Genomic DNA, 14197 nt, shown 5'->3' with positions numbered 1-14197 from the left:
CACTTTGATTCGCTGAAAGAGTAAGGAGAAGTGGCTGACCACTTCTCCTTTGCATCTATGCCATGTCCTAGTTGTGGCTCACCACAATCAGGCGGAGTGAGTCCAATTGAATCTGAGCACTTTGGATGTAGCCAGTCAGCTCTTTGATTTGGGATTCAATCGATTCCAGCTCTTCGTCACGAATGTTCGGGTTAACGGCTTTTAATGCCTGTAGCCTTTCTAGTTCACCATTCAAGCTGGATTGCATGTCTTTCAATGCACCTTCACGTACTTTTTCGAGGTGACCCTGAATGTGTCCTTCACCGGCTTCTATCAGCTTGTGAACGTCATTTTGAACCGAATTCACTAGCTTGCTTGCAAGATGACGATTCACCGGACTTAACTGACGGTTGAAGCCTTCAAATTCAACCTGTTCAGACAAGTCGTTGCCCTTGCCATCAAGCATCATGCGAATTGGGGTTTGTGGTAAGAAGCGAGACAAGCCACTGCGTTTAGGCGCTTGCGCATCCACCAGATAAACCAGCTCCAGAAGAATCGTACCCACTGGCAGCGCTTTGTTTTTCAGAAGTGATACTGCCGAGGTGCCTACACCTTCGCTTAGCAGTAAATCAATGCCACCCTGAATCATTGGGTGCTCCCAACTCATGAAGTGCATATCTTCGCGTGAAAGTGCAGTATCACGATCAAAAGTAATAGTCGCACCTTCATAAGGAAGACCTGGGTAGCTCGGCACCATCATGTGCTCAGAAGGCGTCACCACCAGCGCATTTTCGCCTTTATCATCCTGATTCAGACCAATGGTATCGAAAAGGCTAAGAGCGAACGTAACCAGATTCGTATCGCCGTCGGTCGATTCAATTTGCTCAACAATCCCTTGCGCTTTTTCGCCACCATTAGAGTGGATCTCAAGCAAACGGTCACGACCTTGCTCTAGCTTGAATTTCAGTTCCTGATTCATATGGCGTGAGTGTTCAATTACTTCGTCCAGCGTTTCAGTATTGCCTGACGCCAACATCTCGATTAACTGCTCGGAATACTGATCGTAAACTGCACGTCCTGTCGGGCATGTTTCGCCAAAGGCACTCAAGCCTTCATCAAACCAGCGTGCAAGAATCGCTTGAGAAGTCCCTTTCAGGTAAGGCACGTAGATATCGATGTCGCGTTGCTGCCCGATACGATCCAGACGACCGATTCGCTGCTCTAACAGGTCAGGGTTAAATGGCAAATCGAACATCACTAATTGGTTAGCAAACTGGAAGTTACGACCTTCCGAACCAATCTCAGAACAAATCAGCACCTGAGCACCACCTTCGTCCTGCGCAAAGTAAGCTGCGGCTTTATCACGTTCCAGAATCGACATACCTTCATGGAAAACCGTGGCACGAATGCCTTCACGCTCACGAAGTGCCTGTTCAAGTTGAAGTGCAGTATTGGCACGAGAAGCAATCACCAGAACCTTCTCGCTGCGCTTAGTTTTCACTTTTTCGATTAGCCAGTTCACTCGAGAATCAAACTGCCACCAGGTTGCGCTGTCGCCTTCAAATTCCTGATAGATTTCTTCTGGATAAAGCATCTTCATGGCGCGAGCTTCTGCGCTCATCTGCCCACCCAACATGCCAGCCACTCGCATTGCCGTGGTGTACTGGCTTGGAATATCCATTGGCAGAAGATGTACGTTTCGCTCCGGGAAACCTTTGATTGCCGCACGAGTGTTACGGAAAAGTACGCGACCTGTACCGTGACGATCCATCAGGTTATCGATTAACTCTTGGCGCGCTTTGGCTTTTTCTTCTTCTTCGCAATTGCCTTCTATGATGCGGAATAATGGCTCGACATCCTGCTCGGAAAGCAATTCAGTAATTTGGTTTTTCGCTTCATTTTCCAGCTTTTCACCAGAAAACAGAGTTGCGACGGCATCGGCAACCGGCGCGTATTGCTGCTCTTCTTTTACGAAAGCCTCGTAATCGTAAAAACGATCTGGATCGAGAAGACGAAGACGGGCAAAGTGGCTTTCATGACCTAACTGCTCTGGTGTTGCCGTAAGCAATAATACCCCAGCCGTGCGCTGCGCCAGACCTTCTACCACTTGGTATTCACGGCTTGGGTTGTCCTGACTCCACTCAAGGTGATGCGCTTCGTCGACAACCAGAAGATCCCAGTCTGCATCCAAAGCCTGTTCAAAACGCTTTTTGCTCTTGCGTAGAAAATCCAGAGAACACAGCACGTATTGCTGAGTGTCAAATGGGTTATCCGCTTCGGCGTATGCTTCAATACAACGCTCTTCGTCAAACACTGAGAAGTGCAGGTTGAAGCGACGCATCATTTCCACCAGCCACTGATGCTGAAGGGTTTCTGGCACCACAATTAAAATGCGCTCAGCACGACCAGATAGCACCTGCTGGTGGATGATCATGCCAGCTTCGATGGTTTTACCTAAACCTACTTCATCAGCAAGGAGAACACGCGGTGCATGTCGGCGACCCACTTCGTGAGCGATGTAAAGCTGATGAGGAATCAAACCTGCACGCATACCACACAAACCGCGCATTGGGCTTTTATGCTGCTGATACTGATTATTCAGAGCACGGTAACGCAAAACAAAGTTGTCCATGCGATCAATTTGACCGGCGTACAGTTTGTCCTGAGGCTTATTGAAACGGATTTGATGACTGAGCATGATTTCGCGCAGTAACACACCCGTTTCTTCGGTGTCGGTACGTGTACCTAGGTAAGATAAGACGCCGTTGTCATCAACAACTTGGTCGACTTTCAGGCTCCAGCCTTCGTGGGAATCAATCACATCGCCAACATTGAACGTCACGCGAGTTACCGGGGCATCTGAGCGGGCATACACTCGGTTTTCTTCCGACGCCGCAAATAGCAAAGTCACGGTTCTGGCATCCAGCGCCACTACCGTACCCAAACCCAAGTCACTTTCTGTGTCACTGATCCAGCGTTGACCTAAAGCAAATGTCATGTGATTGACTACCTCAATTGATATGTTCTGTTTCTACAGGGCAATTATACGTGAAGGACAGAATCCTGTGTTTTTTCTTCACCCTGTTCAAAAGGGCGCTCATCTTACTTGAACACGTGATTCGCGTCACGTTCATCGCGAGTAATTTGACGCTTTTTTTTACCCATTTCGCAATTGCAATCAAAGTGTAAAAGAGTTGTGACAAATCTAAATTACAAACCCATGAACTGTTGCTTATACTTACTAATGAGCTCGCACCGAAACAGGAAAGGTGTTGAGTTTGGTATCTTAACGGGTCTGAAGTATGTCACTCTCCTAGCGGTACCTTTTTGGGGTTTTGGTACCCCTCGCCTTCTGCAGTGACCTATGCCTCAGACAAATGCTTGGCTAAGCACTCTGCTGCGGCAGAAAAGGAGACGCTTATGGGCGATACCGACCGGAAAATCTTTGTACTGGATACGAATATCCTTCTGCACGAACCTTTCGCAATTTATTCCTTTCAAGAACATGATGTGGTCATTCCAATGACCGTCCTCGAAGAACTCGACCGAATCAAAGACAGTAAACGCGATGTAGCAAGGGACGCACGCGTAGCGATTCGAGCAATGGAAAACCTGTTTCACGATGCCACTCCAGACCAAATCTCTGAAGGCATTCCTCTCTCCAAAGACAACGCCAGCGGCACGCTCGCTATTCTTGCCGATTTTGAATTGCAGGAAACCGTTCGCGCGTTTGCCGACAAAGAAGGCGATAACCGAATTTTAAACGGGGTGATTTACCTGCAGAACAAACGATCCCCTCGTGAAGTGGTTCTTGTAACCAAAGACATCAACATGCGATTACGCGCCAAAGGTGCTGGTGTGCGATTCGTAGAGGATTACCGCACCGATCAGTTGATTGACGATGTTCAGTTCCTGACCAAAGGCTTCCATACCTACGAAGGGGATTTCTGGACAAACATAGAAAAGGTTGAAAGCCGCAGCGAAGCCGGTCGAACCTATCACGACATCAACAAAGAGTCGCTTGAACCGACTTTCATTAACCAATACATCGTAGATAAAGATACCGACTTTGCTGCTCGTGTCGATTCAATGGACAAGCAGACAGTCACTCTCAAACACCTTAGCCGAGAGCGCCTGATGAACCGCCAGGCATGGGATGTGAGACCAAAAAATATCTATCAGGGTATGGCGCTTGATGCTCTGCTCGACCCGGATATTGATTTGGTCATCCTTACGGGGGCAGCGGGCAGTGGTAAAACCATGTTAGCCATGGCAGCAGCGCTGGACATGTCGATTGAACGCAATCAGTTCGATAAGATCATCGTCACCCGAAATACGCCAGACATTGGTGAATCCATTGGCTTCTTACCGGGTACGGAAGAAGAGAAGATGATGCCTTGGCTGGCTGCCGTCACCGATACGTTAGAAGCATTGCATAAAAACGACCACTGCACTGAAGGTTCGCTCAAGTACATTTGTGATAAGGCCAACATTCAATTTAAGTCGATCAACTTTATGCGCGGCCGTTCTATTCAGAATGCCTTTGTGTTGCTGGATGAGTGTCAGAACCTGACGGCTTCTCAAATCAAAACCATCATCACCCGTTGTGGTGAAGGGACTAAGATCGTGTGCTCCGGTAACCTGGCACAGATCGATTCCCCTTATCTGACCCCGGTCACCTCGGGTTTGACCTATATGGTTGAACGCTTCAAAAACTTTGAAGGCAGTGCCAACGTGCACCTAAATGGTGTTGTACGTAGCCGCCTGGCAGAGTTTGCTGAAGAAAACCTGTAACCCTAAATGCCTCTCACACCATGTGAGAGGCACTTCCTGACATACGCTTACATACCCAACGTTCAACTTATCGCTTTTGCTGGTAATAATTAGGTTCAGAGACCAAGAATTCTATCAATAGTGAGGTGAACGATGGCGAGAATCTATTTACAACTGGAAAGTACCCTCGACCAATCAGTCCTGATTGACGAGTTCGAGCCCGATGATACTTACATGGGTTCAATCAAAGCGGTTGATATTATTCGTCATCTTCAAAATGTGAATAAGACGAACGCCTTTGAGCGATGGACTTGGCGTTTTGACTACTCACCTACGCTCTTTTCTTCCTGAAAAGCTCATTTCGTGACACGCTAATTTTCCCTGTGTTTCACTCTTCAATCATTTTTGAGACCAGTTCCACTTTTCTATCCTAAAAGCGAATTTCCTGACGTTGGTCTGAAAGAGAAGCACATCAGAATTGGTCTACTTCTTGAATCGACTAGAGAGGGAAGTCACGATGTCATATACGATTCTAGTGGTCGAAGACGACCAGGATATGGCGAACCTGATCAGCCTTAATTTGAAGGTTCAGGGTTACAAAACCATTCTTACATCTCACATCAGCGAAGGGTATCAGATCGCCTGCCAGGGGTTGGCAGACGCGGTTATTCTGGACAGAAAGCTGTGTGATGGTGACGGCACTGAAATGTGCAAACTATTGCGACAACAACATATCGGAATCCCCGTTCTTATGCTGACAGCCTTAACCAGCGAGCATGATATGGTGGATGGACTGGAAGCCGGAGCGGACGATTACCTGACCAAACCGTTCAGCGTGATCGAACTTCAGGCCAGAGTCCGGGCTTTGCTACGAAGGGCTCAGCACTCTCACTGGCAAGATGCCAGCGACAATGCATCAGATGTGACGCCACCACAAGCCAACCCAGACTGGCAGGTTGCGAACCATTCAACCCACCAACTTGCCCCCGAGCAGGTTGAACGGGATACGCCTGCCGCTTTGATCTTCGACGAGCTGGTCATTTCCAAAAAGCAGCATGAAGTGCGCCTTGCCGGAGCAAACGTCAACCTTACGCCAACAGAATTCTCCCTGCTTTACTGCCTTGCCAGCAAACCGGGAAGAGTATTCACCAAAGATGAACTGCTCATGAGGGTATGGGATACCGACTATGACGGCTACCATCACACGGTGTGCAGCACCATCAACCGACTGAGAAACAAAATAGAAAAGCCTCAAAACAAAATCCGCTATATTCGAACCGTGTGGGGCGTCGGATACAAATTTCAGCATGAGGCGAGACCATGACCCGTTCGTTTCAAAAACGTCTCTTTCTGCTTTCTCTTGTCTGGGCTTTGGTGAGCATTCCTCTCCTTACCTACCACTTCCATATGACCTGGCAAAACAGTGAACAAAGTGCCCGTCAGTTTCTTCATAAAGATCTGGCTCGCCACATGCGAGACGAAAACCCGTTAATGGAGGGGAATGATTACTCCCCTAAAGCGTTGAAAAGTATTTTCCACACATTGATGATGTTAGGTCCCGATTTTGAAATCTACTTTCTGGATAAAACAGGGAAGATCACCACAACCGGGCTTAAAGAAGGTGTTGAATTTGCGCCCCGCGTTGACATCGCTCCGATAAAGCAGTTCCTCAAAGGTGGCAACTTGCCTATCTTGGGAGATGACCCGCGCGACATGTCTCGCCAGAAAGTGTTTTCAGTTTCTGAGATTCAGGGGGCAGAAGGGGTTGAGGGCTACCTTTACGTATTAATCGGTCGGCAGTCTTCTGCCATCGCCCGGGTGAATCGTTATATGATTCAATACTCACCTATCTTGGTTGGTGGTATCGCTCTGATTTTATTGTTCACCTTCCTGATTTATCGCTTAATCAAAAAAGATCTCCTGAATCCGAGCCAGCACCTGATTCGCCAGATTGAACACTCCGCTAAGGAGAATTTTCGCGTCGAACCCAACCTCAAAGTGCCCGTTTCTGAACTGATGCCGCTTTCCAAGCAGTTTGGTTACCTACTTGAACACATACAATGGCAGTTTCTGAGGCTTCGACAGCAAGAGCATTCAAGGCGAGAGTATTTAATGCGCTTAAGTCACGACCTGAAAACTCCGTTAGCCAATATACAAGGTTATCTGGAGACCTGGTTAATCGATGGCAAACAAAATGCGGAACTGGTGTCTACCGCCCACAACAATGCGCTAAAGCTTCACGAACAGCTTAAAGAACAGTTTGAAGCCGCAAAAAAGGAGCTGGTTGAGCCCGAAGTTGCACCCGAAGCCATTGATGTGAGCGAGTTTATCAAAGAGCTGAAAGATCGTTTTGTAATGGGGCTGGAGAAAAAGTCGTTGGACATTTTCACCACCATTTCAGTCAACGCGTTAGTGCATGCCGATAAAAAGCTGCTTAATCGTCTGATGGATAACCTGATGGAAAATGCTATCCGACACAGCCCGGAACACGCCACCATTCAACTGTTTGTCAAACCGCATTCTGGATTGTCTTCGCAATTGCACGTTCGGGACATCAGCATTGTGATCATCAATACAGTTGCCCCAGCTAACAGCGGTGGCGAGTTAGGTATGGGGCTGAAAACTGTCAATGCGATACTGGCGCTGCATCAGTCCAAACTTGAAATCTCGGAACAACCGGGCTTGTTTATCGCCAAGTTCAGACTGCAAGCCGAACCGATTTCAGATGGTCTAGCGGTTAACAGCGCCATCAATCACATTGGTTAACCCTAATCAATGTCCTTGAAAGTTAGGAGCACGTTTTTCTAAAAAAGCGTGCATCCCTTCTTTCTGATCACTGGTTGCAAACAGAGAGTGGAATACTCTTCTTTCAAACAACAATCCTTCCTTAAGTGGCACTTGTTCAGCTCGATCAATCGCTTCTTTGGCGACTAATACCGATGGTTTGCTGTAGCTGGCAATGACTTTGGCAATCGCTAATGTCTCTTCCAGTAAAGTTTCATCCGGCATTACTCTCGCAACCAATCCCGCCCTTTCGGCTTCCAACGCATCCATCATTCGACCTGTGAGAATCAGATCCATCGCCTTGGCTCTGCCGACCAAACGAGTCAGGCGCTGAGTCCCTCCTATACCCGGAATAACACCCAGTTTAATCTCCGGCTGCCCAAACAGTGCCGATTCGGCGGCGTATATCAGATCGCACATCATGGCGAGTTCACACCCTCCCCCCAATGCGTAACCAGACACCGCAGCAATCTTGGGCGTCCGGAGGGAGCAAAACGCATCCCAACCAGAGAAGTAATCGGTACTGAGCATTTCACTGTAGCTTTTGTCTGACATTTCTGCGATATCAGCACCAGCAGCGAAAGCCCGCTCTGACCCCGTTATCACAAAACAGCCGATATCAGGGTTTTGATCGTACTCGGTCAATGTCTGCGTAATCGCAGACATGACTTCACTGTTGAGGGCGTTGAGTTTATCAGGTCGGTTGAGTCGAATAAGAACGACGCGACCGATTAGTTCAGTTTGGATAATCATGACCTTTCTCCTTGCTAGAATGGTTTTAGGAATCCCAAATGGCGCCGTAGGCTGGAATGGTTTTAGGAATCCCAAATGGCGCCGTAGGCTGGAATTCCCCGACTCTCTAAGCCAAACACCACTTCCTGGGTCAGTTTCTGATTGGCGATACATATCACCGCTTCTGCATCAAATTTTTTGTAAGCCGCGTACGCCAGCTTCACCATGTCTGGTTTGCCTTTTTCCGTGGTGTCCCAGATGTCCGCATCCGGCTGAACCGATAAGATTTCATCTACTAATTCATCACCGTAGGTTTCGCGTGGTGTTCGGGTTGACCAGACCAGATGCATCGGCACTTCTTTTGCCAAAAGATGTGGCAGACAAGGTCCGATTCCGCTTCCTGTCGCGATATACACCACTCGCTTAAACAGCACTTCTATGTTCGCCACTCCTGCGGTCGGGATCCCTTTAACCCAAAGGTGGCTTGGTTTGTTTTCAATCAGCTTGCCCGTCCAGTCACCAGCTCGTGATACCGTCAATCGAAAGCCTGGTTCACCTGGGCTAGGCACGTTTGCAAAGTGGTGCCACTCCATTAAAGGATTGGTGCTGATAGCCGTAGAAGACCCGGCAAATGGTGTCACGCCATAATCAAACTTAAGCAGCGCGACGTGGTTTGATGGCGTCACTATTTCCACTGGAACACGACGCAGGCGCAGCCATGGAAGAAGAATACTGAAGGTAACGACCACCAGAGCCCAAAACGATGCGGACTCCAACAAGACTTGTCCGAAACTCTGCTCTGGATGTAAATCTACCGCCAGAGCAAAAGTTTGCGTCCAGAACAGCGCCAGAACACTCCAGCCACCGAAGCGATGCGTTTTCTCAAACGCGTTGTGATATTTCTTACGAATGTTTGGCAGCGCCATAAAGATGATCAACATCAGCAGAGCAAGAATGGCGTACGTAATTCCCAGTGTACTTGGCGATATATTTGCCAGTTGATGCTGGTAGCTGTATGCCAAAGCACCAGTAAAGATGGCGAACCAAGTTGTTGCTGCCATCGCGCTTCCGCTGTGTAACCCACCGTGGTGGTAAATTTTCCCAAGGTGCCAGCGAATTGCTAACGGCCATGAGGTAGGCGCTCGCGTTGCCAGCCAAAACAATAGGTTGATTACGTATTGCTGACGCACCAGCACTGCGACAGTCAGGTTCAGTACCACCATGTTCGAGAGTGTTTGCAGTGCAATGGAGTCAGATTGAAACCAGCCTCCTGCAACAACGCCATATGCCAGTGTCATCAAATTCGCAGTGAGCACTACAATCACTAAGCGGTAATAGTGTTCCATCGCAGGATAAGACCAGATACGACGAAGTAACGATTTTTGCTCGGGCAGAACAATGGCACTTTGATCTATCGAACTCATTGGGTTTCCTCCGTAACTTCTGTTTGCGACTCTTGGAAATGCGCCATCAATGCGCGCTTATCGATTTTTCCTCTTGATGTTTTGGGCAGGCTATCCAGCGCAAAAACCACCTTAGGTACACAGTAATAAGGCAAATGGGCTCTCACGCTTTCTTGCGCCTGCTCAGGGTTAACATGGCTTGGAGTAACAAATGCGATGAGTGTTTTGCAGTCGACCTTCATAGTGACGGCCTGGTGGCAGTGATCGGTTTTTTCGAGTACACGTGACACCGAATCCAACTCAACTCGGAACCCGAGGATCTTGACCTGATCATCAGTTCGCCCCAGATGAGTGAGCTCACCATTTTTATTCCATTTGCCCAAGTCTCGGGTGCGGAACATTTTGTATTTACCACCAAGAAAAGGATCCGGGCGGTAGCGATCGGCATTGAGCACTTCATTGCCAATGTAGCCCGAGGTGACACACAATCCACCAGCCCACATTTCACCTACTTCACCAATGGCACACGGCTTCAGATCTTCATCCAGAACGTAAACGGTGTTGTTCGGTGTCGGTTTACCTATGGTGAGCTCATCACAAGACTCAGAATAATGTTGCGCAGTATTGATGATGGTGGTTTCCGTTGGACCACAAGAGTTGTAGAAACGGCAGAACGATGACCAGCTATCCGCCAGAGGCTGTGGGCATGGCTCTCCAGCAACGGCTGCCACCTGAACAGACTGACAATGTTCAGCGTTTAAGCTTGCCAGAATGGAAGGGGTAGCGATGACGGCGTCCGCGCGACTGACGGTTTCTTCTATGTTTCGGCTGCGAATCAGCGAGGTAGCCCCGTGGCAGAGCGTGACAAAGATTTCCCAGGCACACATATCAAAGGCAATGCTCAGAATCTGTCCTACTTTCATACCCGGTTCTATTCCCAGGTTTCCTGGCGACGTCATTACAATATTTGCCACATTCTGGTGTGTTACCTGCACTCCGTTTGGTGTCCCTGTGGTTCCTGATGTGAACAAAATAAAGCAACGGGACGTGGGGTCGACTAGTGGAAAGCTGTATTGATTGGCTGGGGAGAGTTCATCAAGCAGCTCGTCGAGAAAGAATAGCTTTTGATGCTCGAATTCTGGCAGGTGCTCTGAGAGATGAGACAGGCTAAGTACCACGTCGATATTTGCTGTATCGCAAACGTGTTTAAGCACTTTCTCAGGCGCGACTCCGGCGTGCTGTGGAACGTAACAGGCACCCAGTTTTAAGGTAGCCAGTATCCCGATGAGCATTGGAATAGAACGGGTTAGAAAGATCCCGACCGCATCACCCTGCCCGACGCCACGCTGACTCAGAAATTGGGCGAGCTGATTGGCTTTCTCGTTTAAAGCTTGGTAGGTAATTTCCTGACCTTCATGAATTGCGGCAATGGCTTCAGGGCGCTGCAGTGCCTGCGCTTCAATTGCCGTATGAAGACATGAGAATTCTGGGGTAGCGTAAGGACCCTGACCAAACTGCTCGAATAAGATCTGATCGCTCATTGGCAATTCAGACAACGCGTCTCTGTGAAAATGAAAACGACGCGTAGCCTGATGGAAAGATTGCTCAAGCTCAGGGTGGAGGTTGTGTTCTGACTGTAACTTTGGGAGTTTCATTAACTTTCTCCTTGTTATTGATTTGCTAAAAAGCTAACAAGAGAAGTTCACAAAATTCTCACAACCAGGTACTGAGTTTGTCACAAGTTTCTCGCCAGTCTTTGTGAAGAAACTCTGATGAAAACCGGACATTGAAATGGCAAGGTAGAATAAAAAATGCCCCTTTCAACTGAAAGAGGCATTGATGTAATCCTTTGATATTGCTTATACAATAAAGAGTGTGGCGAGACCAAGAAAGACCATTAACCCCACCACGTCCGTCACCGTGGTTAAGGCCATTCCGCCAGCCAGAGCCGGGTCGATATTCATTTTTTTCAGGAAGATAGGAATGCTCACCCCGGCGACCCCTGCAACAAGCAGGTTGGTCATCATAGCCGCAGAAATGACGCCTCCTAGCAACCAGTCGTCTTTCCAAACAACCACTATACCGCCAATGATGAGTGCCCATAGCAACCCATTCAGAAAGCCGATGGCCGCTTCTTTTAACAGCAATTCACGTTTGTTGGTATCACCAATGTGACCAAGCGCCAGACCTCGAATCACAAGCGCAACCGTCTGGTTACCGGCGACGCCTCCCATGGAAGGAACAATGGTCATCAAAACAGCAATCGCCGCCATCTGTTGTAACGTGGCTTCAAAAAGATTGGAAACAGAGGCTGCAGTCAGTGCCGCCAGTACATTCGCACCCAGCCAGATACTGCGCTTTCGTGCCGATTTTACGACGGGGGCGAAGGTATCCTCTTCATCATCCAGACCCGCCATACTCATCATCGAGTGTTCAGCGTCTTCACGGATAACGTCAACCACGTCATCAATGGTAATACGGCCCACCAACTGGTTATCTTCATCCACAACAGGCGCAGACACCCAGTTACGACGTTCAAACAGGCTTGCCACGTCACTGTCGCTGGCATTCACGGAAATCGCTTCATCGGCGTCTTCCATGATTTCGCTGATTTGTACATCCGGTTGAGACGTCAGGAGTGTGGTGAGGTGTAAATACCCAGCCAGCTTGTTGTCGTCATCAATCACATACAGTGCATCGGTCGCTTCCGGCAGTTCGCCTTTCATCCTCAAATAACGAAGTACCACATCGACATCCACATCACTACGGATGGTGATGACGTCGGTGCTCATCAAGCTACCAGCGGTATCCTCATCGTAAGAAAGTGCGGTTTCAATTCGGTGCCTGTCTGCCGCATCCATCTGCGACAACACTTCCCGGGATACGTCGTCTGGCAAACTACGTAAAACGTAAGCAACGTCATCGGTTTCCAGACCTTCTGTCGCTTCAGCCAGTCGTTCTGGTGCCATTTTCGACACCAGACTGTCTTTGACATCTTCCGAGAGCTCATCAAGAATTTCACCGTAATCTTCAGGATCGGTGAGCTGCCAAAGTACGTCACGGCTTTTTCGAGGAGAAGCTTGTAAAAGGTGGGCAATATCTTCCGGTTCCATGTCCTGTAACATTCTACGGACATGGACAAATCGACCGCTATCTAGCGCATCGCTGACTTCTTGTAGGGTTTGATGAGTTTGGTCAATTTCTAACTGCTCTGCCATTCTCGTCCCCTATTTTTACATTCGTTTACAATATGTTGAGTATACCCAAACTGCCTCAAGATGCTAGGTTCAGGAAGAACGACTTTATTAACTTATTGTGAAAGAGGAGAAGAATTACTCTTCTTCGTCGAAACGATGCTCAATCAGGTCGCAAACAGCGCTTAATGCTGCTTCTGCATCCTGACCGTTGGCGGAGATGGTAACACTTTGCCCTTGGGATGATTCCAGCATCAGAAGCCCCATCACGCTATCTGCGACAACGGTTTTCTCACCATTGCTGACGCTGATATCCGCGTCAAAGCTTTGAGCCAGTTCGACAAGTTTGACGGCTGCACGAGCGTGCAAACCTAAACGATTTTGGATAAATACCGTTCTACAGCATTCCGTTGCCATTCATTATCCTCAATTCAATTGTTATTTGTGGTGCTTTTCCAAGCTGGTGTGGCGAATCTGAACTTGTTGCCCCTGCTTGGTGAAATACTCACCCAACTGCTGAGTGATGTACACCGAACGGTGCTTACCGCCAGTACAGCCAATGGCTACGGTGAGGTAACTGCGATTGTTTTTCTGAAGCAGCGGCAACCAGTGCTCGATAAAGCACTGAATCTGATTTTTCAGTTCCGTTACTTCGTCATGCTTTTCCAGAAAAGCTTTTATCGGCGCATCCAACCCCGTCTGAGGTCGCAAAGCCGGTTCCCAATGTGGATTGGGCAGGAAGCGAACATCGAAAACGTAGTCGGCGTCGTTAGGTAGCCCATATTTGAAACCGAAAGATTCAAATACCATCACCAGTTCTTTGCTTTCCCGCCCTTCAACTCGCTGGCGAACTGTCTCGCTCAAATCATGCAAAGACTGATTACTGCTGTCCAACACCAGATCCGCATACTCTTTCAAATTGAGGAGTAAGCCCTTCTCCAGACGAATCGCCTGCTCCAGAGAAAGTTTCTCTTTAGGGCGCATTGAGAGAGGGTGAATCCGACGTGTCTCGCTGTATCTTTTCAGCAGAGTGGTCTCATCTGCATCCAAAAACAGGACGTTGACGTCCAGCTCTGATTTCAGCTTGGTCAGCGTTGTCGTTACCAGAGCAGGGTCTTGCGGAAGGTTGCGAATATCAATACTCACTGCCACGTTTTGTTGCCCGCCCTGAATGGACTGAACAAAGCTTTCCAGCAGCGATACAGGTAAGTTATCGACGCAGTAATAGCCTAAGTCTTCCAAAACTCTCAGGGCGACACTTTTGCCGGCCCCTGACTGCCCACTGATGACAATCAGGCGTTTTTGGGAAGATGGCTGAGATGAGTTTGTCAT

11 protein-coding genes are annotated in these 14197 nt (G+C 48.5%); 4 read left to right on the top strand and 7 right to left on the bottom strand.

Annotation, left to right across the window (positions count from 1 at the left end; translation table 11 throughout):
- Positions 1 to 67: 67 nt before the first annotated feature.
- Positions 68 to 2977 carry an RNA polymerase-associated protein RapA gene (rapA, locus tag RH89_RS10675; protein WP_004401761.1) on the bottom strand — a complete coding sequence of 970 codons (2910 nt, stop codon included), beginning with the start codon at positions 2975 to 2977 and terminating at the stop codon, positions 68 to 70.
- 422 nt (positions 2978 to 3399) lie between these two features.
- Between rapA and RH89_RS10670 the strand changes: the two genes are divergently transcribed.
- From RH89_RS10670 to RH89_RS10655, 4 genes are all read left to right on the top strand, one after another.
- A complete protein-coding gene (locus tag RH89_RS10670) occupies positions 3400 to 4773 on the top strand; it encodes a PhoH family protein (protein ID WP_004401760.1) in 1374 nt (457 codons plus the stop codon).
- A 132-nt stretch (positions 4774 to 4905) separates the two neighbouring features.
- Positions 4906 to 5103: a hypothetical protein gene (locus RH89_RS10665; protein WP_004401759.1), complete on the top strand. Its 198-nt coding sequence runs from the start codon at positions 4906 to 4908 to the stop codon at positions 5101 to 5103.
- Positions 5104 to 5269: 166 nt separating this feature from the next.
- Positions 5270 to 6076: a response regulator transcription factor gene (locus tag RH89_RS10660; RefSeq protein WP_004401758.1), complete on the top strand. Its 807-nt coding sequence runs from the start codon at positions 5270 to 5272 to the stop codon at positions 6074 to 6076.
- The gene (locus RH89_RS10655) at positions 6073 to 7518 is read left to right on the top strand and encodes a sensor histidine kinase (RefSeq protein ID WP_004401757.1); all 1446 of its coding nucleotides are present in this window, start codon (positions 6073 to 6075) and stop codon (positions 7516 to 7518) included. Before RH89_RS10660 ends, RH89_RS10655 begins: the two co-directional genes overlap by 4 nt.
- A 6-nt stretch (positions 7519 to 7524) precedes the next feature.
- Here RH89_RS10655 and RH89_RS10650 read toward each other — a convergent pair whose 3' ends face one another.
- The 6 genes from RH89_RS10650 to rapZ all read right to left on the bottom strand — a co-directional run bounded on the left by RH89_RS10650 (position 7525) and on the right by rapZ (position 14197).
- On the bottom strand, positions 7525 to 8289 hold the full coding sequence (locus tag RH89_RS10650) for an enoyl-CoA hydratase-related protein (RefSeq protein WP_004401756.1): 765 nt from the start codon (positions 8287 to 8289) through the stop codon (positions 7525 to 7527).
- 62 nt (positions 8290 to 8351) lie between these two features.
- A complete protein-coding gene (locus tag RH89_RS10645; protein ID WP_004401755.1) occupies positions 8352 to 9692 on the bottom strand; it encodes a ferredoxin reductase domain-containing protein in 1341 nt (446 codons plus the stop codon).
- Complete coding sequence (locus RH89_RS10640) at positions 9689 to 11326, bottom strand: AMP-binding protein (protein ID WP_004401754.1); 1638 nt, start codon at positions 11324 to 11326, stop codon at positions 9689 to 9691. The genes RH89_RS10645 and RH89_RS10640 overlap by 4 nt, the downstream gene beginning before the upstream one ends.
- A 204-nt stretch (positions 11327 to 11530) precedes the next feature.
- A complete protein-coding gene (mgtE, locus tag RH89_RS10635) occupies positions 11531 to 12889 on the bottom strand; it encodes a magnesium transporter (RefSeq protein ID WP_004401753.1) in 1359 nt (452 codons plus the stop codon).
- A 114-nt stretch (positions 12890 to 13003) separates the two neighbouring features.
- A complete protein-coding gene (locus RH89_RS10630) occupies positions 13004 to 13282 on the bottom strand; it encodes an HPr family phosphocarrier protein (protein WP_004401752.1) in 279 nt (92 codons plus the stop codon).
- Between the two features lie 21 nt (positions 13283 to 13303).
- Positions 13304 to 14197 (bottom strand): RNase adapter RapZ, encoded by an 894-nt coding sequence (rapZ, locus tag RH89_RS10625; protein ID WP_004401751.1) that lies wholly within the window; start codon positions 14195 to 14197, stop codon positions 13304 to 13306.

Source organism: Vibrio nigripulchritudo ATCC 27043 (assembly GCF_000222685.1).
Lineage (GTDB): Bacteria > Pseudomonadota > Gammaproteobacteria > Enterobacterales > Vibrionaceae > Vibrio > Vibrio nigripulchritudo.
Note: the sequence above shows the minus strand (reverse complement) of the source record. Positions and strands in the feature narration are given on the sequence as shown.

What these genes read in the sequence shown, in the direction of transcription:
- RH89_RS10645 (WP_004401755.1), bottom strand. Translation starts at nt 9,692, where the DNA reads ATGAGTTCGATAGATCAAAGTGCCATTGTTCTGCCCGAGCAAAAATCG.
- RH89_RS10650 (WP_004401756.1), bottom strand. Translation starts at nt 8,289, where the DNA reads ATGATTATCCAAACTGAACTAATCGGTCGCGTCGTTCTTATTCGACTC.
- rapZ (WP_004401751.1), bottom strand. Translation starts at nt 14,197, where the DNA reads ATGACAAACTCATCTCAGCCATCTTCCCAAAAACGCCTGATTGTCATC.
- RH89_RS10665 (WP_004401759.1), top strand. Translation starts at nt 4,906, where the DNA reads ATGGCGAGAATCTATTTACAACTGGAAAGTACCCTCGACCAATCAGTC.
- RH89_RS10630 (WP_004401752.1), bottom strand. Translation starts at nt 13,282, where the DNA reads ATGGCAACGGAATGCTGTAGAACGGTATTTATCCAAAATCGTTTAGGT.
- RH89_RS10655 (WP_004401757.1), top strand. Translation starts at nt 6,073, where the DNA reads ATGACCCGTTCGTTTCAAAAACGTCTCTTTCTGCTTTCTCTTGTCTGG.
- rapA (WP_004401761.1), bottom strand. Translation starts at nt 2,977, where the DNA reads ATGACATTTGCTTTAGGTCAACGCTGGATCAGTGACACAGAAAGTGAC.
- mgtE (WP_004401753.1), bottom strand. Translation starts at nt 12,889, where the DNA reads ATGGCAGAGCAGTTAGAAATTGACCAAACTCATCAAACCCTACAAGAA.
- RH89_RS10640 (WP_004401754.1), bottom strand. Translation starts at nt 11,326, where the DNA reads ATGAAACTCCCAAAGTTACAGTCAGAACACAACCTCCACCCTGAGCTT.
- RH89_RS10670 (WP_004401760.1), top strand. Translation starts at nt 3,400, where the DNA reads ATGGGCGATACCGACCGGAAAATCTTTGTACTGGATACGAATATCCTT.
- RH89_RS10660 (WP_004401758.1), top strand. Translation starts at nt 5,270, where the DNA reads ATGTCATATACGATTCTAGTGGTCGAAGACGACCAGGATATGGCGAAC.